The organism is Neobacillus sp. BP17 (genome assembly GCF_059579525.1).
This window is the reverse complement of record NZ_CM184198.1, coordinates 4743857-4765507: the sequence shown is the minus strand read 5'-3', so window position 1 is coordinate 4765507 and position 21651 is coordinate 4743857. Positions and strand designations below refer to the sequence as shown.

The window sequence follows — 21651 nt, the reverse complement described above, 5'->3', positions numbered from 1 at the left end:
CCATGGAGAACAATTTCAGTCTCAATGTTTCTCAAATCCCTATGGAACTACAGCTAATTATAGATATTTTAAAGATGGAAGATGTTGAACATGATCCAGCTGACCTAAAGAAAAGACTAGAAGCTGCAAATTGGGAGTTATTTCTTGAATTAACCATGCACCATCGTGTGTTTCCTCTATTAAATAGTAAATTGAAAAAGATTAATAAAAGTTTGATTCCTCCGTATGTAGTTCAGACAATTAGCCAAACATACATGATGAATACATACCAAATGCTGGGCTTTAGCGCTGAGATGGAGCAAGTTGGTAAATTATTCAATGATAATAATATACGTCTCCTTTTTTTAAAAGGTCCGATACTTGGTGAAGATCTTTATGGTGATGTTTCCCTTCGAACATCTGGAGATTTAGATTTTCTAATTTCAATAAATGATTTGAACAAAGCAGAAGAACTTCTAAAAAAAAATGGTTATGAAAAAGATGACTATATTAAAACAGTACTAAATGATTGGAAGTGGAGACATCATCATGTTACATACGTACATCCTCAAAAAAAGATTAAACTAGAAATTCATTGGAGATTAAACCCTGGTCCCGGGAAAGAGCCACGCTTTAAGGATTTGTGGAAGAGGAAACGAATAAGTTCATTAACAAGTTATCCTGTCTATTATTTGGGAAGAGAGGATTTATTTTTATTTCTTGTTTCTCATGGTGCACGTCATGGTTGGTCTCGCCTGCGCTGGTTATTAGATATAAATCAAATCTTAAGACAAGGTACTAATTGGAGAGAACTTATAAATTTATTAAAAAAGTATAATTACCTCGATGTTGGGGGACAGGCTGTTTTTTTAACATCACAATTACTAGGCACTCCTATTACAAAAGAAATGAAAACATTTATTACAGGTAACCGCCCAAAAAGACTAGCTCAGGATGCTGTCTTTTATTTAGAAAAAATGGTGAATCTACATAATGAACCTGTTCCTAAGGATATAGCAAAATATCATAAACGTCATTTATTTTGTTTAATGTCTAAAAAGCAAAGGTTTTTCTTTATTATGAGTTTTTTGTATCCATACCCTGAAGATGCCCAAACATTGCCCTTACCCAATTACTTGCACTTTTTATATTTTCTTCTACGTCCCTTTTTATGGGCTTGGAGGAAAACCAAGTACCATGCACTATCATAGGAGGATATGGTTATGAAACAGGTTTTTTATTTTACAAAACGTTTACATTCCTTATCAGGCCGAATTCTATATTTAAACTTAGTAGGAATGGTATTGATCAGTTTATTTGAGGGGGTTGGTATTTTATTATTAATACCTTTGATAAATCTTAGTGGAATAATCGATGTAAACTCTAATTCAGCTCCGTCAATATCTTGGTTGTCTACATTTTTTCATATATTTCCAAAATCATTGAGTTTAATTTTCATTTTGAGTGCATATATCTTATTAATTGTCGGGCAGAGCTTTTTCCAGAGAAAGCAAACAATCTTAAATGTAAAAATCCAACAAAACTTTATTCGTGATTTAAGAGAAGATATCTATAAGTCTTTACTTCAAGCGAATTGGGCGTTTTTCCTAAATAAAAGAAAGTCAGATATTATTAATTTAATGACAAATGAAATAACACTCGTTAGTGCTGGAACAAATATGTTTCTTCAATTTCTAACGTCTCTTGTATTTACAATGATTCAGTTAGGGATAGCATTTTGGTTATCTCCACAATTGACAGTATTTGTCCTATTATTTGGAATAGCTATTATCTTTTTTTCCCGGAAATTAATAAATAAATCTAATAAATTGGGAAAGGAAACCTACGACCTCTCCCAAAGGTATATTGCAGGTATTACTGACCATTTTAATGGAATCAAGGATATTAAAAGTAACATGCTAGAGGAATCTCATTTAAAGTGGTTTCGGGCCTTAAGCCAAAAAATGGAGGAAAATAGAATAAAGTTAGTTAAATTGAATACAATATCTCAATTTATATACAAGGTTGTTTCAGCTTTTTTGATAGCAGCTTTTATGTTTTTTTCGATAAAAATATTTCAAGCACAACCCGCACAGTTAATGCTAATTATCGTCATTTTTTCCAGGTTATGGCCAAGGTTTAGCGGGATACAATCTAATTTGGAACAATTAGGATCAATTATCCCTTCCTTTAAAGCATTAATCGAATTGCAAAACCAATGTAATGAATCTAAGGAGCTAAATGAGGGGGAACTTCATCTTGTAAAACCTATCTCATTAAAGAAAGGGGTGGAGTGTAGAAACGTAAGTTTCAGATACAATCTTGCTGAACCAACAAATGCATTGCAAAATATAAATCTACTGGTACCTGCAAATCGAATGACTGCGATTGTAGGTAGGTCAGGTGCTGGGAAAAGTACTTTAATTGATTTGTTAATGGGCCTCAATCAACCTGAGAATGGTCAAGTATTAATCGACGGTAATCCTCTAACTCATAATAAATTACTTGAGTTAAGACGGTCAATTAGCTATGTACCTCAGGATCCATTTCTATTTAATGCCACCATAAGAGAAAATTTGTTAATTATTGATCAAAATGCAAGTGAAGAGGATATCTGGGAATCACTAGAATTTGCCGCAGCAGCTGAATTCATTAAAAAGTTACCAAATGGTCTTGATACTCTCATTGGAGATCGAGGTATAAAGTTATCAGGAGGGGAACGGCAAAGACTTGTTTTAGCACGTGCAGTTCTACGAAAACCATCTATCCTTGTACTTGATGAAGCAACTAGTGCCTTAGATACAGAAAATGAATCTAAAATTCAAGAGGCTCTTGAAAGGTTAAAGGGAACGATGACTATCCTTGTTATAGCCCATCGACTATCTACCATAAGAAATGCAGATCAAGTTATTGTGTTGGATCATGGTGAGATTATTCAACAAGGGGAATTCAACCAACTTGCAAATGAAAAGAGAGGAATGTTTAGTAGTTTGCTTAGGAAACAAATGGAGGTCAGTGTTTAATGTTATTGCAATGTACTCGTTTTTTATAAGAAAAATTAAACTATTTTAATAATATTATTGACATGTTCTTTTTAAAGAACTAACATGATATATATAAATATTAGATAGGTATATATCCTTATTACATAAATAAGGAGTGTTTCCTACTTAGATAATTGAGGTTTTTTAATAAGGGTGTTCTTCATTTAGAACAAATAAGTAAACCCTATTACTTAATGTCTTACAATAAGGTGGTTTAATGAATCAGTATAACAAAGTCGACAAAAAACGAGCTAAGGAAATTAATTTAAAAGAAATATTTCAAGTTCTTAAGAGGAGATTTTGGTTAATCATTGTAGTTACGATTCTTGCTAGTTTAGTAGGGGTAATACAAAATAACACCACCACTATTCCACTCTTTCAATCTTCCTCCAGGATCATAATAGGTGCAGATGAAGAATCTAGAAAAACTCTTCAGGTAATAATTAGAGACACAATCATTTTAGAAAAAGTGATTCAAGAACTAGCTCTTAATAAATCCGCTGAGGAATTGGCAGGTCAAATAAGTGTTGAGAGTGTTGATGGATCACAGGTAGTAAGTATTAGTGTAGTAGATAAGGATCCTACTTTAGCTGCACAAATAGCGGATAAAACAGCCCGAGTATTTAGGAATGAAGTACCAAATATAATCGGTGAAGACAAAGTAAGGCTATTATCGGATGCTAAAGTAAGCACATCACCTATTAATCAAAGTAACAATAATAAGTTATTTATAGCGGTTGTTGGTGGGATAATAGTTGGAATAGGATTAGCGTTTTTATTAGAGTCCCTAGATGATAGGATTCGTTCAACACAAGAGATTGAATTATTGCTTGGGTTACCTGTATTGGGAAGGGTACCAAAAGTAAGCAAAAGAAGTGTTAAAAGAAAAACCAGTCATATGCAGTATGATTTAGAAATAAGGGGTGAGAGCATTGGTAATAAATAAACGAAAAGCACTGTCAGCATCTAAAAAAAGGACCATCGTTACCTACTCCCATCCTGAATCCCGAATATCAGAGCAATTTCGAACGATTCAAACAAATATTAAATTTTCTATGGCAGAAGAAAAAAGTCGGATATTCCTAATAACATCACCCAGTGATGGTGAAGGTAAGTCAACTACTGCAGCTAATCTGGCAGTTTCAATGGCACAACAGAAAGAGAAGGTTCTTTTGATCGATGCAAATATAAGGAGACCTGCTTTGCATACCTTTTTTAAGACGTCTAACTCCACAGGGTTAACAGATGTTCTTACTGGAAAAGTATCTTTCTATGAGGCTATTCAACATACAGAAATCGGAAGATTAGATCTTTTATCAAGTGGGCTTATCCAGTATAATCCAGTTGAATTATTGGGCTCTCATAGGATGGAGGAACTTCTGAAGACGGCGTTAAAATCATATGCTTCAATATTAATAGATTCCAATGCACTTCTAGAGGTAACAGATACAAAACTATTAGCAAATCAATGTGATGGAGTTATATTGGTCATTCAAAACGGTAAAACAAAATTTGAAAGAGCAGCTGAGGCTAAAAAGGTGTTAGAATTTGCAAAAGCAAAATTAGTTGGGGTGGTTATGAACAAATAGTAAATCCATATCGGGAAGTAGATTAGTTAAAAATTTTTTTGATTTTTGTTCGTTATTTAGAATTTTTTGTTGTTTATTAAAATTAAAACAAATTCTGGTGATGTCTCCTTGCCGTTATCGATGGGGGTACTCGGTCATGCTGTGGGTCTTTGACCTTAGACGCTGGTCGTCGGTAGTGTGATGTGAGGACGGGTTAGATGCCCGAAAAATTAACTAAAAATGTTAATTATGTGTTCTTTATGAAGATCATTTAATTAACATTTTTATATTTTAAGGAGTTGAAAAAATGAAGAACATTGATAATTATCCTAAATCAATTAAAAAGCAGTTAGGTACATTAAGCAAGATGCACCAAAAAATCAGCTTGAAGAAATAAGGAAGTTAATAGAAAATGCTATCAAATTAAGAAGTATGAAAGTTGAATAGAGTATTTTATAAAAAAATTCTTTATAAAAGGGGGGGACAGAATGACTTATCGACAAAGATTGTCCTTATTCATATTTATTGATTCGTGTATTGTCTTAACGGCTATTTTCTTTAGCCGTTTCCTCGTCAATGGAACTTTTCATGTAGTTACTTTTCCAATTGTATTAAGTTCTGTTGTAATTTTACTAAGTCATTATTTTCTTTCATTCAAATTCCATCTATACAAAAAAGCCTGGGAATATGCCAGTGTTGGTGAGTTATTTAGTATTTTAAAGGTTATAACAATCTCCATCCTATTTGCAGCTGTTGTCCAGCAACTCTTTGTCCGAGAAATACAGTTCCGATTACTCACTGTAACGTGGTTACTCAACATGTCTTTTATCGGAGGTTCACGTTTTTGTTGGAGAATGTTTAGGGATTCATACCTCGATAAAGTAGGTAATAAAAAGAGAACTCTTATTGTTGGTGCGGGATCTGCAGGAATGATGGTTGCAAGGCAACTTCTAAAAAATAATGATGCTGATCTAATGCCAATAGGTTTTATCGATGATGATGAAAAAAAACATCGACTTGATATTTTAGGATTACCAGTCATTGGAGGAATTAAAGTGATTGAAGCTACTGTCCTAGAGTATGAAATCGACAATATTGTCATAGCCATTCCGTCACTTAGTAAAAAGGAATTAAATATGATTTTTCAGGAATGTGCAAAAACAAGTGCGAAAACGCAAATTCTTCCCATGCTTGAGGACCTGATGACAGGAAAAGTATCTATTAAACAGTTTCGGGATGTTCAGGTAGAGGATCTACTGGGAAGAGAGCAAGTAGAGTTAGATATTAATAGTATTTCTGAAAATATCACAGGTAAAGTAGTTTTAGTTACTGGGGCTGGTGGCTCGATTGGTTCAGAAATATGCCGACAAATCTCAAAATTTAATCCTTGTCAGTTAGTCTTGCTAGGTCACGGTGAAAATAGCATCTATTCGATTGAGATGGAATTAAAGGAGACCTTCAAGAATACAACAATTGAATTTATTCCAGTAATTGCAGATTTACAGGATGCAAAGAAAATGATGCTTGTTATGAGTAGATATCAACCTGATACAGTTTATCATGCAGCTGCACATAAGCACGTTCCACTAATGGAGGCTAATCCTGAAGAAGCCGTAAAAAATAATTTAATTGGAACGATGAACGCGGCTGAGGCAGCTAGTTGGAATAGAGTAAAAACATTCGTCATGATTTCAACGGATAAAGCAGTGAATCCAACGAGTGTAATGGGTTCGACCAAAAGGCTTGCCGAAATGATTATCCAGTATATGGACGGTGTAAGTGATACCAAATTTGTTGCTGTTCGTTTTGGGAATGTTTTAGGAAGTAGGGGAAGTGTCATTCCTTTGTTTAAAAGACAAATTGAAAGTGGAGGGCCTATCACGGTCACTCATCCTGATATGGTTCGGTACTTTATGACAATTCCGGAAGCATCGCGGCTAGTACTTCAAGCCGGTTCACTTGCTAAAGGAGGAGAAATCTTTGTTTTAGATATGGGTGATCCTGTGAAAATTGTTGACTTGGCTAAAAATCTAATTAAACTATCAGGAAATTCCATTGATGAAATAGGGATAGAGTTTACTGGAATGAGGCCAGGGGAAAAGCTTTTTGAAGAATTATTAAAAGAGGATGAAGTCCATGAAGAGCAAATTTATCCAAAAATTTATATTGGGAAAACTTCTGAACTATTAATACAAGAAATAGAAGAGATTATCTCAACATACTCAAACCTTGAAAATGAGGAAATTAGGAAAAGATTGATTAACCTAGCTAACTATAAGGCGATTCAAAAATCAAAATTATCAGTTCCAGTTTAGAGGAATGTAAGAAATCAATGCTAAAAAACAATTATAGCTGCTACAGCTACAAGATTTCCTCCAGCTAGATTTAAATAGAAAGTGGATGATTAAAATGCATAAAAAGGTGCTTTTTTGTGCAACCGTGGATTTTCATTTCAAGGCTTTCCATTTGCCATATTTGAAGTGGTTTAAAGAGCAAGGATGGGAAGTACATGTAGTAGCACGTGGTGATATTAAACTTCCATATGTAGACAGAAAATATAATATTCCAATTCAACGATCTCCTTTTAATAAAAAAAATATGTTGGCTTATAAAGAACTTAAATCAATAATCGATAATAATCAGTATAAAATAATCCATTGCCACACACCGATGGGAGGAGTTCTTACTAGGTTAGCAGCAAGGGAGGCGAGAAAAAATGGAACTAAGGTATTGTATACAGCCCATGGGTTCCATTTCTGTAAAGGTGCCCCACTCACAAACTGGATGCTTTATTATCCAATTGAAAGAACCCTCTCAAGGTATACTGATTGCCTGATTACGATTAATAAAGAAGATTTTACCATTTCAAAGAATCATCGGTTTAAAGCTAAAGTTATTGAACATATACATGGCGTTGGGGTGAATACAGACTTTTATAAGCCAGTTGATAAAACATATAAATCTGTTTTAAGAAAAGGACTTGGGTATAATACTCAAGATTTTTTAATGTTTTACGCCGCCGAATTTAATATGAATAAAAATCAAAAATTACTGATTGAATCATTAGCCTTAATAAAAGATGAAGTTCCGAATGCTAAACTATTACTTGCTGGAGTCGGACCTCAACTACAAGAATGCCAAAAACTCTCTCATAGATTAGGCGTCGATGAAATGGTTGACTTCCTTGGGTATCGGAATGATATTGATATCTTACTAAAGTTGAGTGATATAGCAGTTGCCTCTAGTCTTAGAGAGGGGCTTCCAGTAAATATTATGGAAGCAATGGCCTGTGGATTGCCAGTAATAGCAAATGATAACAGGGGCCATAGAGAACTAATTGAAAATAGCAAGAACGGTTGGTTAGTAAGGAATAATTCAAAGGATTTCTCAGAACAAATAAAGATTCTTGCAAATAATAGTGATCTTAAAACCAAATTTGGAATAGAAGGACGGAACAAGATTCTATCTATATTTTGTATCCAAAAAGTTCTTGAAGAAAAGAGCCGGATTTATAGAAATTATATGGGTGAAATGGAGGAAGTAATTTGGGCAATCCATTAAGGATCTTACATGTGGTTGTCAATATGAATCGTGGTGGTGCTGAAACCTTGATTATGAATCTATATCGGAATATAGACAGATCGAAGGTTCAATTTGATTTTCTTACATGTAAAGAAGGGGTATTTGATAATGAAATATTAAAAATGGGCGGTAAGATCCACAGAATCAAATATATCTCGGAAGTAGGTCATTTTAAATACGTCAAAGAACTAAATAAATTTTTTATCTCAAATAATCAATATAAAATTGTTCATTCACACATGGATAAGATGTCTGGTTTAGTTCTCCGTGAAGCCAAACGGGCTGGTATACCTATCCGCATTTCCCATAGCCATAATACTAGTAGCGAGGGAGGGATCGCTTCAAAAGTATATAAGTGGTATGCTGGGAATTTTATCCTCAAAAATACAACAAATTTTATTGCATGCTCCAATTACGCTGCTAAGTGGCTTTTTAAGAAAAAATCACACTCTACTAAAATTTTAAAAAATGGAATTGAATGTGAACAATTTGTATTTTCTCAAAAAGTTAGGGAAGAGATAAGAAAAGAATTAAAGTTAGATAAAAATGTATTTATTGTAGGGCATGTAGGTAGATTTGCTCATCAGAAAAATCATACATACCTTATTGATATCTTTTCCGAATTTAACAAGGTGAACCAGAATTCCATATTAATATTAGTTGGAGATGGGCCGTTACGTTTAGATATGGAGAAACAGGTTGAGTATTTGAATTTAAAGGATAAGGTAAGGTTTATTGGGATTCGAAGTGATATACAGCGTTTACTACAAGCTTTTGACGTATTTGTATTTCCTTCTTTACATGAAGGTTTACCTGTCTCATTAATTGAAGCCCAGGGATCCGGATTACCATGTCTAATATCTGATAATATATCTCGAGAAGTTGATTTAGGAAGTAATTTAGTTGATTTTATTCCATTATCAGATAAAAGTTTATGGATCGAAAAAATCAAGGGAATTTCATCTACGCAGTTGGGTAGAAAAAATATTACTAGTGCAATTGCAAAACAAGGGTATGACATAAGGGAAACTGCAAGCAATATTGAAGACTTTTACTTAAGTATATCGGGGTGAATAAAATGAAATTATTGACTGTATTTACTCCGACTTATAATCGAGCATATTGCCTCAATGTATGTTATCAAAGCCTTCTTCGTCAAACGTGTAAAGATTTTGTTTGGTTAATAATTGATGATGGGTCAATTGATAATACGAGGGAGTTAGTAAACAGCTGGATTGAGGAGAACAAGATAGAGATTAAATATCATTGGCAAAAAAACCAGGGTATGCATGGGGCTCATAATACAGCATATGAGCTCATTGAAACTGAATTAAATGTGTGTATTGACTCTGATGACTACATGCCTGAAAAAGCCATTGAAAAAATTACTAACTTTTGGAAAATGTACGGTAGTAACAGAGTCAGTGGAATAATTGGTCTAGACTCCTATACTAACAATACAATAATAGGAACGAAATTACCTGAAAATCTTCAAAGCTCTACATTGTTTGATTTATATAGCAAACATGGTGTTACGGGTGACAAAAAGCTTGTTTATCGAACCGAATTAACAAAGCAGTATCCATACCCTTTATTTGAAAACGAAAAATACGTAGGCTTGGCCTACAAATACTATATGCTCGATAAGCAATATGAATTGTTATTATTAAATGAAGTGCTTTGTTGCGTGGAATATCTTCCTGATGGATCTTCGTTAAATATGTTTAATCAGTATCGTAAGAATCCAAGAGGCTTTGCTTTCTACCGTTTAGAGTTAATGAAGTTACCATTTACTAGTTTCTCGTTTAAGTTTAGGCAGGCCATACACTATGTTTCAAGTAATCTAATGATAAAGAATTGGAAACTTTTAAGTGATACACCAGTTAAAGGCCTTACTTTTTTGGCAATTCCTTTCGGCATTTTATTATACTTTTATATTAATGCAAAGGCAACTCAACCGGAGGCAGGTTAAACATTACTGAAAACTCTAATTGAAATAAAAGTTACGGAAGGGAATATAATATTTATGACTATTCTATGGATTAATCTTGCCATAGTTTTTATTTTGTCATTTTTTTCAAGATACTTTGCTGTTGCTTCACCAGGAATGTATTCTTCAGTGCCGATAAAGCCAAATAAACTCTTGGCATTTGGTGTAATGTTATCCCTTGCTTTGATTTCAGGTCTTCGATCCAATATTGGCGATACGTTTTTTTATAAGCATATTTATGAAATGAATGATTTTTCTTGGGAATATATTCAATCCCAGAAAGACATGGGGTTTGGTGTTTTACAAAGGATTCTAAAAAGTTATTCTGATGATCCTCAGATTTTGATTTTTACTACTGCCATTATTACAAATATCCTTATTGTTATTGTTCTGTATAAGTACTCGAGAATGTTTGAACTAAGTACGTATATTTATATTGCTGGTGGATTATATTTAACATCCATGAATGGAATGAGACAATGTCTAGCTGCAGCGATTATATTCGCTGCAACAAAGTTTTTAATTAATGGCAGTTGGATGAGATACCTGTTAGTTGTTCTTTTCGCTTCCACGTTTCACGAGAGTGCTTTAGTATTAATTCCAATATATTTTCTTGTTCGATATAAAGCATGGTCAAGAGCTACTTTTATCCTTTTATTATGCTCAGTTGTCATTGTTTTTGGTTTTGATAAATTTTCGGCCGTATTATTTTCAGCCATCAAAGACACCGAGTATGGGCACTACCAGAATTTTAATGAAGGAGGAGCAAACATAATGAGGGTTATGGTGAATGGGGCTCCTCTAGTAATAGCCTACTTTGGGAGAGAAAAATTACGAAAAATATTCCCTGAAAGTGATTTTATTGTAAATATGTCAATAATCGGTTTTGTTTTCATGATTGTATCAACCCAAAATTGGATATTTGCTCGATTTTCAATTTATTTTAGTCTATATCAACTAATCCTAATTTCTTGGGTTATAAAGCTTTTCGATGAGAAAGATCAAAGGGTTATCTATTATGTCCTTTTGATCTGTTATTTTCTTTATTATTACTATGAAAGTGTTATATCTTTGAACATTATTTATAAAAGCGACTATCTTCATTAAGAGGCTCCAATGGAGGTGATAAAACTAATGGAAAAAGAAACAAAGAGAATTTTACATATTGTCAGCTCGATGGAACGCGGCGGAGCAGAAACCCTAATCATGAATATATATAGAAATTTGGATAGATCAAAAGTTCAATTTGACTTTATATCACATTCAAGTAAACAAGGGGATTATGAACAGGAGATTATTAAGCTAGGGGGAAGGATTTTTAAAATTCCTAGTTTGGGGAGGATTGGACCATTTGCTTATATAAAAGAATTAATGAAAATTATGTCCACTAGTCCTTTTATTGCCGTTCATTCGCATACAGACTTTCAAAGTGGGTTTCCAGCTTTAGCTGCAAAAATAAGTGGGATAAAGAAAAGAATTTGCCATTCCCATAGTAACAATTGGCATAAAGGAAATCGTTGTTCTGAAAAACTTATATTAAAAATCCTCCAGAAAATCATTAGATATTCTGCAACCGATTATTGTAGTTGTAGTAAAGAAGCAGCAGAGTTTCTTTATGGTAAAAATATGATTAATGATGGAAAGGTGAATATTCTTAAAAATGGTATTGATATCACCCAATATGCAAATATAAGAACCAACCATAGGAAAAGTATTTCTAAAGAATTAGAGATACCTGAAAACGCCAAGATTATCGGCCATGTAGGCCGATTTTCAGATTCAAAGAATCAATTATTTATCTTGAAAATTATTGAAAAATTATTAGAAAAAGACAATCGTTTTGTTGCCTTATTAATAGGTGAAGGTCCACTAAAAGAAGAGGTTGAAAAAGAGGCACAAAAGTTAGGGATAATGAAAAATGTAAAGTTCTTAGGAGTTAGGGAAGATATACCAAGACTTATGAACGTATTTGATATATTTTTATTCCCTTCAAAGTTTGAAGGGTTTGGTATTGTCGCATTAGAGGCCCAATGTGCGGGAACGCCATGTGTTATCTCCAATACAGTACCAAAAACAACCGATATGGGATTAGGTTTAACATCCTATGTTAGTCTCGATAAAGGCTTAGATATTTGGTGCTCTGAAGTGAAAGAGGCCTTAAATAAGGAGAGACCAGACAATAGGTTAATTAATGAAGAAATATCCAAACGTGGCTACAATATTCAAAATAACGTCAATGATTGGATCAAGTTATATGGCGTTAGTTGATTGAGGTGAATCCTGTAATGTCGGGACTTAAAAGCACCATAATATATTAATTTTAGTGAGGAATATAGCATGAAAAAGAAAATATTAATCACATCTTTTGACCTGGCTATAGGTGGTGTAGAAAGAAGTCTAATTGGATTACTAAATCACATTGATTACAGCCAATACGAAGTAGACTTAATGTTATTTAAACATGAAGGAGAATTCCTCCCATTCTTACCATCTGGTCCCAAGTTATTACCAGAACTTCCTTTGTATACTACCTTCAGAATGCCAATCGCTCAAATAGCCAAAGATGGTCATTATCCAGTTGCGCTTTCAAGAATCATGGCAAAATATATTGGTTCCATACACGGGAAATTAAAAAGTTTTGATGAACCAGGCTACCTTGTTATTCAATATGGTTGGGAAATGGCTAATCCCTTTCTTCCAAAATTAAATAAAGAATATGATGTGGCCATAGGTTTTCTATGGCCACATCATTTTGTAGTTGAAAAGGTAAAAGCAAAAAAGAAGATTGGATGGATACATACCGATTATTCAAATATCCATTTGAACCAGAAACTAGAAATAAAGATGTGGAATAAACTGGATAATATTGTTGCTGTTTCAGAAGAATGTTCAAATACATTCCTAAATATCTTTCCAGACCAAAAACAAAAGATAATGGTTATAGAAAATATCTTGTCTCCAGTATTTATTAGGAAGCAAGCGGATAAAGACCAACCTGAAGGAATAAAAAAGACTCCGGGAAAAATAATTCTATTAACAGTTGGGCGCCTAACACATGCAAAAGGGTTAGATCATGCAATAAAGGCATGTAAAGAATTATTAAAAATGGGGTACGATGTTGAATGGTATGTGGTTGGATATGGTCCCCTTGAAGCTGATTTAAGGGAACTCATCAATCAATTAGACCTAACAGATAGGTTCTTCCTGCTGGGGAAAAAAATAAATCCATATCCATATATTAAATCATGTGATATTTATGTACAGCCATCAAGATATGAAGGCAAGGCTGTGACGATTAGAGAAGCTCAAATATTAGGTAAACCGGTTGTCATCACGAATTTTCCAACAGCAAAAAGCCAGGCAAGAGATGGAATAGATGCTTTAATTACTGAACAAAATATTACCGGAATTGTGAATGGAATTCAAAGATTAATAGAAAATAATGATCTTAAAAGGAAACTCATTTCTAATGTCCTATCAATGGATTATGGGAACCAAAATGAAATTGAAAAGTTATATAGCTTAATTGAGGCGTAAGAATATAGTGGAGGTAATGATTTTATGGCGATACTTGTTACAGGCGGGGCTGGCTATATAGGCAGCCACACATGTGCCGAATTGTTAAATGCTGGTCATGAAATTGTCATCTTGGATAATTTTGTTAATAGTAAACCAGAATCCCTGAACAGAATAAGTGAAATTACAGGTAAGAAGTTTAAAACGTATTATATTGATTTACTGGATAAGGAGAAGGTAGACCAACTTTTCGAGGAAAATGATATCGAAGCTGTTATACACTTCGCTGGCCTAAAAGCGGTTGGTGAATCTCTTAGTATTCCGCTTCATTATTATCATAATAATATTACAGGGACGATTGTACTTTGTGAAGTAATGAAAAGACATAATGTTAAAAAGTTGGTCTTCAGTTCATCCGCAACCGTTTATGGAATACCAGAGCAGTTTCCTATTTCAGAAGAATTCCCGCTAAGAGCATTCAACCCATACGGTCGAACAAAATTAATGATTGAAGAAATCCTACGTGACCTTTATGTATCAGATAGTGCTTGGAGTATTGCTCTTTTGAGATATTTTAATCCAATAGGTGCACATAAGAGTGGCCTTATTGGGGAGGATCCAAATGGTATTCCTAATAATCTAATGCCTTATATTACACAAGTTGCTGTAGGGAAGCTAAAGGAACTAAGTATATTTGGAAATCAATATCCAACCAAAGATGGAACTGGTATCAGAGATTATATTCACGTGGTAGACTTGGCTGTTGGACACTTAAGAGCACTTGACAAGGTTTCAAAATCAACAGGTATTGATGCATTTAATCTTGGAACTGGTAAGGGTTATAGCGTTTTAGAAATGGTAGAGGCTTTTGAAAAAGCATCTTTGAAAAAGGTACATTATAAGATTGTAGATGAAAGGCCTGGTGATGCCGCAGTTAGTTATGCAGATCCATTAAAAGCAAAACAAGAGCTTGGATGGGTGGCTGAGAAAAGTATTAAAGAAATGTGTGAGGATTCATGGAAATGGCAGATGAAAAACCCCAACGGATATAAAAATAGAAAAGTAAATGAGGAAAATCACCATTTAGTAAATAGTGGTGATTTTTTTATATTAAATTAATTCTTATGAGGTAGAGAAATGGGAGAATCTAAATTATTATCTGAACAGAAATTCCAACAAATATTATATAAAACAATTTCTAGTGCTCAGGAAAATGAAAAGATTAGAGTAACAGAATTAATAGAGGAAATTAAACAACAAATTATTTCATTAAAAAGTGAGATGTAAGCTTTAGAATTTATTGTAGGGGATGGGATGAATTGAAGCGATTGTTTGATCTCGCAGTTTCATTAGTTTTGTTAGCAGTTTTCTCCCCCATCTTTATCATTATTGCATTGATGGTAAAGGTAAAGTTAGGATCTCCTGTTCTATTTAGACAGCAGCGTCCTGGATTATTTGGAAAACCTTTTTACCTATATAAACTAAGATCCATGACAAATGATAAAGATCAAAAAGGTCAATTACTACCAGACTATGAAAGGCTGACTCCATTTGGTCAGTTTCTAAGAAAATATAGTTTAGATGAATTTCCTCAGTTAATTAATGTCATTAAGGGTGATATTAGTATAGTTGGACCCAGGCCATTGTTAATGGATTATCTTCCTTTATATAGTAAGAGGCAATCAAAAAGGCATAATGTTAAACCTGGCATAACCGGTTGGGCCCAAGTAAATGGACGGAATGCAATATCGTGGGAAGAGAAATTTGAATTGGATGTTTGGTATGTAAACAATCGTTCCTTTTTCCTTGATATGAAAATCCTATATTTAACTGTCTTCAAAGTAGCTGCTTCCGAAGGAATAAATCAACCAGGTAACGCTACAATGGAAAGCTTTAAGGGATCGAGCTCAACTGTTGGAGGGGGACATGGATGAAAATTGTGGTGATTGGTCGTGGAGGTCACAGTAAAGTAATCGCTGATATGATTTTATCAGACCAAGAAAATGACATTGTCGGATATTTAGATGACAAATACGATAATGTAGGCCTTGTTGAAAATATTTATTGCGGTCCAATTTCATCTGCTACACAACTGGTTGAACATTTTAATGATTTAAAATTTGTCATTGCGATCGGTGATAATAAGGTTCGAAAATCAATCGTTCAGAAACTAAACCTTCCTGATGAGAATTATCTTTCTGTTATTCATAAATCTGCTGTTATTAGTCTTAGTGCCAAGATTGATTTTGGCACAGTTGTCATGCCTCATACGGTAATAAATGCTGATTCACGAATTGGAGTTCATTCTATAATAAACACCGGCTCAGTAATCGAGCACGATTGTATAATAGGTGATTATTCACATGTTTGCCCAGGAACCACATTAACAGGAACTGTCCAAATAGGTGAAGGCGGCTATATTGGCGCGGGGGCAACAATTATCCCGAACATTAAGGTTGGTGACTGGGCAATTGTTGGTGCCGGGGCGACGGTCATAACGGATATTCCCGAACATTGTACAGCAGTGGGTATTCCTGCCAAGATAAAAAAAGTTAATCCAATAAGAGTAGAGGTGAATTAATTGATAAATACAACAAATAAAAAAAGAATTTTCCTTTCATCACCACATATGAGTGGAAATGAGCAAGAATATATTAAGGAAGCCTTTGAAACCAATTGGGTTGCTCCACTCGGACCCAATGTTGATGCCTTTGAAAATGAAATAGCAAAATATGTAGGAGCCAATGAAGCTGTTGCTGTTAGTTCAGGAACTGCAGCAATTCATTTGGCTCTTTCTTTATTAGATGTAAAAAAGGGTGACATTGTTTTTTGTTCCAGCCTCACCTTTATTGCCAGTGCAAATCCGATTATTTATCAGGGAGCAAATCCAGTATTTATTGACTCCGAGCCTGAAACGTGGAATATGTCACCGGATGCATTAGAAATGGCATTTAAAGATGCATTAATTGAAGGAAATCTACCAAAAGCAGTCATCGTTGTGAACTTGTATGGGCAAAGTGCAAAAATGGATGAGATAGCTTCCATTTGCAATTATTACAATATTCCAATCATTGAAGATGCAGCGGAATCCCTCGGTTCTACATATAAAGGGAAAGCAAGCGGTACATTTGGGGATTTTGGAGTCTTTTCATTTAATGGTAACAAGATTATCACAACTTCAGGTGGCGGCATGCTTATTTCGAACAATATATTAGCAATAAAAAAAGCGCGCTTTTTGGCCACACAAGCTCGGGATCCTGCACCACATTATCAACACAGCAATATTGGATATAATTATCGAATGAGCAATATCCTTGCAGGTGTTGGAAGAGCCCAATTAGGGATTTTAAATGAACGTGTGAAAGCGAGAAGAAATGTTTTTAATCGATACTATCAAGAATTAGCTGATCTACCTGGTTTTTACTTCATGCCTGAACTAGAAAATACTTTATCCAATCGGTGGCTTACAGCCCTAACAATAAATGAAGAAGAAGCAGGAGTTTCTGTGGGGGATTTGTTAAAAGCCTTAATTGAGGAGAATATTGAGGCACGACCTGTTTGGAAGCCGCTTCATCTGCAGCCGATTTTCGAGGGTGTTAAATATTATCCACACAGTGAAAAAATAGATATCTCCGAAGGCCTTTTTAAAAATGGGATATGTTTACCTTCTGGGTCTAATATGACTGAAGATGACCAAATGAGAATTATTAAATGTATAAAAGATAGTGTAACTATAGCGAATGAAAGAAAGAAATATGTTTAATCTCAAGAAAATTTTAGAAGACAAAAACGGGGTATATGCCAATGATAGGAAGAAATATATATGAAATTCGAATGAAAAAGGGCTTTACCTTATCAGAACTTGCAGAGCGTGCGGGTATTTCAAAGTCCTACCTAAGTAATATTGAGCGAAACTTAAACCAGAATCCCTCCATCCAAGTGATACGAAAGATTGCCCGTGTTTTGGATGTTGATCTAAAATTACTTATTAAAACAGGTTCAATCGAAGAAGAACATCAAATACTAGATAAAGAGTGGATTGATTTAGCAAACGAATTTAAACAATCGGGAATTGAAAAACATCAAATTCAAGATTTTAAACAATTAATTGAATTTATTAAGTGGCAGAATCAAAATATGGATATAAAAAAGTAATCATTTTGAAATTTCAAGCTCTCTGGATCTGGCCAACTTCACCATTTCCTTTCCGTTTAAAATTATGAAGGTAGGCGGATACTATTTGAATAATAAAGTAAGTGTGGTTGTTCCGATTTTTAAGGTTGAACAATATCTTGAAAGATGTGTAGAAAGTATTTTGGAACAAACTTATACAAATTTAGAAGTTATTCTTGTGAATGATGGATCCCCTGATAATTGTGGATCGATTGCAGAAAGCTATGCAATAACGGATAATCGGGTCAAAGTTTTCCATAAGGAAAACGGTGGATTATCGGATGCTAGAAATTATGGTATGCAGTTTGTTACTGGAGAATATACCCTTTTTATTGATAGTGATGATTGGTTAGATAGGAAAATGATTGAGGAACTGGTTCGAGTAAGTGTTAAATATCAGGCTGAAGTAGTGCAATCAGCTTTTTATTATGCATATGATGATCACTTGTTATTTGACAATAGAGTTTTTAACCAGAAACCCTTGTCTGTAGTACTGGATAATAAATCATTAATGTATGAACTTGTAAGAAACAATATGGTCAAAAACTTTGCCTGGGGCAAGCTCTACAAAACCAAGCTAATCAAAGATATTCCTTTTAAAAAAGGTGCCTTGTTTGAAGATGTATTTTGGGCTCATCATGTTATGCAAAGAGTAAAAGCATTCGTTTGTTTAAATAATCCGTTGTATTACTATTATCAACGAGAAGATAGCATCGTTTCAACATATACACCAAGGAACTTAGATATAATCAAAGGATTAAAAGAAAGACATTCCTTCATTGAAACTTTTTACGAAGAGTTAAGTGAGGATTCCTACAGGGCCATATTAAAGATGAGTTTGATTCATTATAATTTATTGTTAGCTAATAGAAAGATGGATAAAGGTAGCGTATATCGCAAAGAAATACAGGCTTATATTAAAAATAATAATGAACATTTAAAAAAGGCTTCAAAAAAGGATAAACATTTAAAAACACAACTTTTCTTGTTCTGTATTCATCCATATGTAAATGTATTATTTTTATTAAGTAAAAAAGTGCTAAGAATAATTAATGTATTGCCTCAGCCAGTTGGTTTAGAACGTATTAATCTTTAATTGGTGGTAAAAGTAAAATGAATAAATCGGAAATATTAATACAAGAAGACCTATTAAAAAAACTAAATAGTAAACGGGTTAATGTACTCAAGGATAACAACCTAAAAGTATATGAGGTGGATCCTTATGACCTAGTTAATCATAGAAGATTTGATGTAATGGCCAAGTATATTTATGGGAAATTTAAAGAAAACAAGTTAGTTAGTGATTGGGGATCCCGACTATACGAAGAGCATATTTGGGTTTTTAATAATTATGACGAAGATGACGGATCAGGAAAAAAGGGAATTCAATCTTTCTTTAAGGCCTATAACTCAACCTTGACCTCAATGAAAGAAAATGGATTTGACGATAACTTGTCTTTGCTACCTATTGGTAAAAATAATGAACCACTCGATGGAGCTCACCGCTTAAGTGCAGCACTTCTTTATAATAAAAAAGTGAAAATAGTTAAGTTAGAGGATAGTGAGGCCAATTATAACTATGAGTTTTTTAAACAGAAAGGGCTTTTAACTAAGTGGAGTGACGCGATTGCTTATGAATACTGTAAATTAAAGAAAAACACATGCATCGCTGTAGTGTTTCCGGATTTAGTAGAACAAAAGGGTAAAATAACGGAAATACTTAAGAGATATGGAAGTATATTTTATGAAAAGACTATCATTCTTAAAAATGAAGGGCCAAAAAACTTATTAAATGAGCTTTATAAGGGGGAATCGGAACAACTAGAAAACACCAATAACCCTTGTAAAAAAATAAATACATATTTTAAACCTCAGGATGAAATTAGCGTTTGTGTTTTTGAGACTTGTAATAACGAGAATGTTTTGTGCCTTAGAAAGGAACTAAACAAACTAAACGAACTAAACGAACTAAACAAACTTGGTAGAGGTTCGATTTATATTAACCAAAGACACGAAGAAACTATACGACTGGCACAATTATTCTTTAATGAAAATAGTATTCATTTCTTAAATAATGCCCAACCAAGTATGTTCGAAAATTTTAAAAAGAATCTAGAACAATATAAAAAAGGGCTTGTGGATAGAGGAGAAGACAATGAATGCCATTGTGTCATTTCTGATGCTGTATTAGCAGCGTATGGACTGCAGGATTCAATTAATTTTGATTTCATAAATGTAAATTTAGGTCCAAACCTTGAACACTTAAACAGGGATGAACCAAATATACACTTTTACAATAGAACGAATGATGATATAGTATTTAATCCTGAAAATCATTTCTACTATGATGGAATAAAATTTGCTTCCTTACATGTTGTAAAATTAATGGAAAAAAAGTCAGGTAAACCAAGAGGTAAATCTAGTATTAATAAAATTAGCAAATTCTTAAAAGATACAAAAGCTAATAATAATTCCAAGTTACTGATCTATAGCATAAAGAAAAGGGTTAAAATCACCAAACTTAGACTTATTGCAATCAAACTAAAATATAAAAAAAAATTAAGCGGCTTATATAATTGGAGAAATTAATGATGAAAAAAAAAGAACTATTATTTGTTATAGATTCATTGGATTGTGCAGGGGCAGAAAAAAGTCTAGTTACACTATTATCGCTTTTAGATTATACCAAATACTCCGTAGAATTAATGCTGTTTGGACACGGTGGTGCACTTGAGGAATTGGTCCCTACAGAAGTGAAGATTTTAAAGCCACTAAAGTATACAGAATTTGCAGCCTTAAACATAAAAAATGCAATAATAAGTTCTATAAGGGGTATTAACATTAAAATGTTAACCTCCAGAATGAAATACTCCTTTGGTATACGTAAAAAAAAGTATAGCAATGCCCAGAGAGCGAGAATATTCTGGCAGAGTGTTTCTGGTGTTATTGAAAGAAATCCTAAAGAATATGATATTGCTATAAGCTATGCCCAAGGAATTCCTACCTTTTATGTATCTGAGAAAGTAAAAGCTAAAAAAAAGTTTGCTTGGGTGAATACAAGTATTAGTTTAAGTAAATCTGAAAAGAAGTTTCAAGAAAAATATTATGATCAAATTGATAAGATAGTTGCTGTTTCAGATTCTGCTAGAGACATTCTAATAGAAACATTTCCTGATTACAGAGAGAAAACAAAAGTAATTTATGATATAAATAATCCTAATTTTATTTTAAATATGGCTAATATTGGAAATGGGTTTGAGGATGGTTTTTCGGGGATAAGAATTTTAACTATAGGTAGATTAGCTAGGGGGAAAGGATATGAAATTGCACTAGAAGCATGCAAATGTCTTAAGGACAAGGGAGTTAACTTTAGATGGTATGTATTGGGAAAGGGACCATTAAGACATGATATAGAAAAAGGTATAAAAGATAATGGTCTATCTGAACATTTTGTTTTATTGGGACTTAAATCCAATCCCTACCCATATATTAAGAACTCTGATATATATGTACAGACTTCGAGATTTGAAGGATTCGGGCTAGCTATTGCAGAAGCAAGAATGCTTAATATACCTGTTGTTACCACAAAATTTGATGCGGTGTACAATCAAATGATCCATGGGAAAAATGGTCTAGTAGTCGATATGAATGGTGATGCAGTTTATGAAGGTATCTTAAAATTAATAAATGACAATAAACTTAAAGAAAATATTATAGATTACTTAAAAGCTGAGAAAAAAGGAAATATTGAGGAAGTAGAAAAATTTTATAACTTAATTGGATAAGTGGAAGCGAGTAA

Annotated in this window: 20 protein-coding genes; all 20 read left to right on the top strand. The window is 33.5% G+C overall.

Annotation, left to right across the window (positions count from 1 at the left end):
* The first annotated feature begins 2 nt into the window (after positions 1–2).
* The 20 genes from AC4QJR_RS23280 to AC4QJR_RS23185 all read left to right on the top strand — a co-directional run bounded on the left by AC4QJR_RS23280 (position 3) and on the right by AC4QJR_RS23185 (position 21637).
* A complete protein-coding gene (locus AC4QJR_RS23280; protein WP_496524342.1) occupies positions 3–1190 on the top strand; it encodes a nucleotidyltransferase domain-containing protein in 1188 nt (395 codons plus the stop codon).
* 12 nt (positions 1191–1202) lie between these two features.
* The gene (locus AC4QJR_RS23275) at positions 1203–3002 is read left to right on the top strand and encodes an ABC transporter ATP-binding protein (RefSeq protein WP_496524341.1); all 1800 of its coding nucleotides are present in this window, start codon (positions 1203–1205) and stop codon (positions 3000–3002) included.
* A gap of 238 nt (positions 3003–3240) precedes the next feature.
* Positions 3241–3969, top strand: a complete 729-nt coding sequence (locus AC4QJR_RS23270; RefSeq protein ID WP_496524340.1) for a YveK family protein — start codon at positions 3241–3243, stop codon at positions 3967–3969.
* Complete coding sequence (locus AC4QJR_RS23265; RefSeq protein ID WP_496524339.1) at positions 3947–4612, top strand: CpsD/CapB family tyrosine-protein kinase; 666 nt, start codon at positions 3947–3949, stop codon at positions 4610–4612. Before AC4QJR_RS23270 ends, AC4QJR_RS23265 begins: the two co-directional genes overlap by 23 nt.
* Positions 4613–5079: 467 nt before the next feature.
* Positions 5080–6906, top strand: coding sequence for a polysaccharide biosynthesis protein (locus tag AC4QJR_RS23260; RefSeq protein WP_496524338.1), 1827 nt, complete (start codon positions 5080–5082; stop codon positions 6904–6906).
* A 94-nt stretch (positions 6907–7000) separates the two neighbouring features.
* On the top strand, positions 7001–8152 hold the full coding sequence (locus AC4QJR_RS23255) for a glycosyltransferase family 4 protein (RefSeq protein WP_496524337.1): 1152 nt from the start codon (positions 7001–7003) through the stop codon (positions 8150–8152).
* Complete coding sequence (locus tag AC4QJR_RS23250) at positions 8137–9246, top strand: glycosyltransferase family 1 protein (RefSeq protein ID WP_496524336.1); 1110 nt, start codon at positions 8137–8139, stop codon at positions 9244–9246. Before AC4QJR_RS23255 ends, AC4QJR_RS23250 begins: the two co-directional genes overlap by 16 nt.
* Before the next feature lie 5 nt (positions 9247–9251).
* On the top strand, positions 9252–10145 hold the full coding sequence (locus AC4QJR_RS23245) for a glycosyltransferase family 2 protein (protein WP_496524335.1): 894 nt from the start codon (positions 9252–9254) through the stop codon (positions 10143–10145).
* A 54-nt stretch (positions 10146–10199) separates the two neighbouring features.
* Positions 10200–11270 (top strand): EpsG family protein, encoded by a 1071-nt coding sequence (locus AC4QJR_RS23240; protein WP_496524334.1) that lies wholly within the window; start codon positions 10200–10202, stop codon positions 11268–11270.
* Positions 11271–11279: 9 nt separating this feature from the next.
* On the top strand, positions 11280–12431 hold the full coding sequence (locus tag AC4QJR_RS23235; protein WP_496524333.1) for a glycosyltransferase family 1 protein: 1152 nt from the start codon (positions 11280–11282) through the stop codon (positions 12429–12431).
* Between the two features lie 69 nt (positions 12432–12500).
* A complete protein-coding gene (locus AC4QJR_RS23230) occupies positions 12501–13700 on the top strand; it encodes a glycosyltransferase (RefSeq protein WP_496524332.1) in 1200 nt (399 codons plus the stop codon).
* A 24-nt stretch (positions 13701–13724) separates the two neighbouring features.
* Positions 13725–14798, top strand: coding sequence for a UDP-glucose 4-epimerase GalE (gene galE, locus AC4QJR_RS23225; protein ID WP_496524331.1), 1074 nt, complete (start codon positions 13725–13727; stop codon positions 14796–14798).
* 18 nt (positions 14799–14816) lie between these two features.
* Complete coding sequence (locus AC4QJR_RS23220; protein WP_496524330.1) at positions 14817–14966, top strand: YwzD family small protein; 150 nt, start codon at positions 14817–14819, stop codon at positions 14964–14966.
* A gap of 32 nt (positions 14967–14998) precedes the next feature.
* The gene (locus tag AC4QJR_RS23215) at positions 14999–15613 is read left to right on the top strand and encodes a sugar transferase (RefSeq protein ID WP_496524329.1); all 615 of its coding nucleotides are present in this window, start codon (positions 14999–15001) and stop codon (positions 15611–15613) included.
* Positions 15610–16260 (top strand): acetyltransferase, encoded by a 651-nt coding sequence (locus AC4QJR_RS23210; protein ID WP_496524328.1) that lies wholly within the window; start codon positions 15610–15612, stop codon positions 16258–16260. Before AC4QJR_RS23215 ends, AC4QJR_RS23210 begins: the two co-directional genes overlap by 4 nt.
* Positions 16261–17442 carry a DegT/DnrJ/EryC1/StrS family aminotransferase gene (locus AC4QJR_RS23205; RefSeq protein WP_496524327.1) on the top strand — a complete coding sequence of 394 codons (1182 nt, stop codon included), beginning with the start codon at positions 16261–16263 and terminating at the stop codon, positions 17440–17442.
* 41 nt (positions 17443–17483) lie between these two features.
* Entirely contained in the window at positions 17484–17834 is a 351-nt protein-coding gene (locus AC4QJR_RS23200) for a helix-turn-helix domain-containing protein (protein WP_496524326.1), read from the top strand.
* Positions 17835–17919: 85 nt separating this feature from the next.
* Positions 17920–18948 (top strand): glycosyltransferase family 2 protein, encoded by a 1029-nt coding sequence (locus AC4QJR_RS23195; protein ID WP_496524325.1) that lies wholly within the window; start codon positions 17920–17922, stop codon positions 18946–18948.
* Between the two features lie 17 nt (positions 18949–18965).
* Positions 18966–20441, top strand: coding sequence for a hypothetical protein (locus AC4QJR_RS23190; protein ID WP_496524324.1), 1476 nt, complete (start codon positions 18966–18968; stop codon positions 20439–20441).
* Positions 20441–21637, top strand: a complete 1197-nt coding sequence (locus AC4QJR_RS23185; protein ID WP_496524323.1) for a glycosyltransferase — start codon at positions 20441–20443, stop codon at positions 21635–21637. The genes AC4QJR_RS23190 and AC4QJR_RS23185 overlap by 1 nt, the downstream gene beginning before the upstream one ends.
* Positions 21638–21651: the final 14 nt, after the last annotated feature.